Annotated in this window: 3 protein-coding genes; all 3 read right to left on the bottom strand. The window is 44.7% G+C overall.

Annotation, left to right across the window (positions count from 1 at the left end):
- Positions 1–145 precede the first annotated feature (145 nt).
- Complete coding sequence (locus tag VB740_RS36380) at positions 146–1,048, bottom strand: ROK family protein (RefSeq protein WP_323204655.1); 903 nt, start codon at positions 1,046–1,048, stop codon at positions 146–148.
- A 124-nt stretch (positions 1,049–1,172) separates the two neighbouring features.
- The gene (locus VB740_RS36375) at positions 1,173–1,382 is read right to left on the bottom strand and encodes a hypothetical protein (RefSeq protein WP_323204654.1); all 210 of its coding nucleotides are present in this window, start codon (positions 1,380–1,382) and stop codon (positions 1,173–1,175) included.
- 80 nt (positions 1,383–1,462) lie between these two features.
- Entirely contained in the window at positions 1,463–2,359 is an 897-nt protein-coding gene (locus VB740_RS36370) for an ABC transporter permease (RefSeq protein WP_323204656.1), read from the bottom strand.
- Positions 2,360–2,626: the final 267 nt, after the last annotated feature.

Here is a 2,626-nt window from a genome sequence, read left to right as displayed (position 1 = left end):
GGACACCCATCCCACAAGAAAATTTGGGATGTTTTTTTATTTGGAAGTCCCTAAAGAAGTTGGTGTCTGTGGCAAGTTGCAAACCAAATTTTTCTTCTAATTCGTAAATACTGATGTCTCTAGCTGGGATTGTTTGAACCATAATCTAACTTTCCGAATAGCGTTGCCATGCCAACTTTGCTGCACCTACTATCCCTGCAAAATTGCCTAACTCCGCTGGCAATATTTGTAAACCCGCCCGTGATAAAGGCTGAACTCGCTTCTCAATTTCTGCCTTCACTGCTGGTATGAAAAATTCAAAGCTGCCACTTATGCCGCCACCAATGACGATCGCTTGCGGTGTGAGTACATAAATCAAACTCGTCAAACCGATTCCCAAACATTCACCATACTCTTGCCAAAAAGTCAATGCTGTGGGATCTCCTTGTTGTGCCAGAAAACCCAATTCGACGGGTTCCTTGAGAGTGCGGCGACGAATTGCAGTAGCAGAGGCATATTGTTCTAAAGAGCCTTGATTGCCACTATTGCAAATTGGCCCATCTGGGTTAAATGAAATTAAACCTAATTCTCCGGCGGCTCCTTGATGTCCAACAAATAGTTTGCCATCAAGGATAATTGCGCCACCAACCCCAGTACCTAAAGTTAGCAGAATCAGATTTTGCAAATGGCGACCGGCTCCTAGCCAAGCTTCTCCTAAAAGAGCGCAGTTGGCATCGTTAGCGATCGCAGTAGGTTTGTCAGTTTTGGCTTCTAACCAATCTGCTAAAGGCACATCGACCCATCCAGGTAAGTTAATGGCGATTTTGGCAATGCGTCCCCTTGCATCGGATGGGCCAGGAGTTCCAACACCAATAGCAACAGTTTGATTATCTGGATCAATTTGCGCGATCGCATCTACAAGCACCGCCAGCACAGCCTCTGGTGTTGTCGGTTGGGGAGCCGCCACAGTCAAGGATTGCAGACAAGTACCGTCGGGTGTAAAACGCCCCAGCTTAATTGCTGTTCCCCCCACATCAATGCCAATTACTTGAATTTTGTCATTTGTCATTTGTCATTTGTCATTTGTCATTGGGCATTGGGCATTGGGCATGGGGCATGGGGCATTGGTAATTGGTGAACAGTTATTGCCTATTGCCTATTGCCTATTGCCTATTATTGGGTGCGAGTCGTTTTCATCCCCGATCTGTTAGCGCAGTGTCTTTGCTTGGGAGAAGACGCGCGGCTTTCAACTCCGATTTTTGTAAATTAGCAAAAGTCGTGCTACGGAAACTCGATTGCTCGTGCCAACCTGTAACTGGCGCACCTCTTAAGATACCAGCAAGAGCAACAGAAAGGATAAACCCACCAGTAGCGGCGGCAATTAACGTTAGATTATCTTTCATACAAATCTCTCTATTGTTTATTTGTCATTTGTCCTTTGTCCTTTGTCCAAAACTAATGATCAATGACTAATGACCAATGACTACTTTCGGATTCTATTTTCTCTTCGTAAACGGGGATTGACAAATTCATTTAACCCTTCACCAAGTAGTGATAACCCTACCACCATGAATGTCATGGTTAAACCAGGGAAAAGTGTAGTCCACCAAATGCCAGTAGGTAGAGCTTCTAGGGCTTGTTTTAAATCGTGTCCCCATTCTGGCACTTCTTCAGGAAGTCCTAGCCCCAAAAAGCCCAAACCGCCCAACACCAAAATCGCATCAGCAGCGTTGAGTGTAAATAGAACGGGTACGCTTTGAATGACGTTGAAAAATAAATAGCGAGAAAGCACAACCCAAGTGGAAGCGCCCATTGCTTGAGCAGCTTCGATGAATACTTCAGTTTTCACGCTCACAGTGTGGTTGCGAACAACGCGGTAATATTGGGGGATGTAGGCAATGCTAATAGCGATCGCTGCATTTAATATCCCACGCCCCACCACAAACGCCAGCGTCACAGACAGCAGTAGCCCCGGTAGGGTGTAGATGCTATCCATAATAAACAGCAACACTTTATCCAATTTACCGCCGAGATAACCACTCAGCATCCCCAAAGGCACACCGATAATCATACTCAGCGCTGTTGCCAAAATCACCACCTGCAAAGCAGCTTGAGCGCCGAACAATGTCCGGGAAAACACATCATAGCCCAGGCGACTAGTACCAAACCAATATTTAGCTGATGGTGGCTCGTGAATTGGATTAGAGAGAAAATCTTTGGGGTTTTGCAGCCATCCCCAAGCCTGGAATACGGGAGCGAAAAATGCCAGAAAGATGAAAAATAGGGTAATGGCTAACCCGATGAGCATGAGTTTTTGGGAAAGATTTGGATTTTTGCCAAACTGTAAAAATGTCGGTAGTCGCCGTTTTGTAATGGCCATAAAGCGATCGCCTAGAGCAAAGCTTGATACGCTGACCATTTTACATATCAGATCGGGAATTGCGTAAACATCCTGAATAAAAGTCTGACTGTTTCGCGGTGGATACAGAGCTAGACTGAGGAAGAGGTGAGATTATGCCTTATTTTTGGTAAAGATAAATTATTAGCCAAGTGTTACCACAAAGGTAAGTTATTTCAAGTAAAGAAAAATTTTAATACAATACAGTTCAGATAAGACCAAAACACTTGTAGAGACGGCGATTTATCG

Source organism: Nostoc sp. UHCC 0251, assembly GCF_034932245.1.
Taxonomy (GTDB): Bacteria; Cyanobacteriota; Cyanobacteriia; order Cyanobacteriales; family Nostocaceae; genus Nostoc.
The sequence above is the reverse complement of the archived record's forward strand: the minus strand, read 5'-3'. Positions and strand labels throughout refer to the sequence as shown.

Coding starts and splice junctions, on each gene's coding strand:
- VB740_RS36370 (WP_323204656.1), bottom strand. CDS start 2,359: ATGGCCATTACAAAACGGCGACTACCGACATTTTTACAGTTTGGCAAA.
- VB740_RS36375 (WP_323204654.1), bottom strand. CDS start 1,382: ATGAAAGATAATCTAACGTTAATTGCCGCCGCTACTGGTGGGTTTATC.
- VB740_RS36380 (WP_323204655.1), bottom strand. CDS start 1,048: ATGACAAATGACAAAATTCAAGTAATTGGCATTGATGTGGGGGGAACA.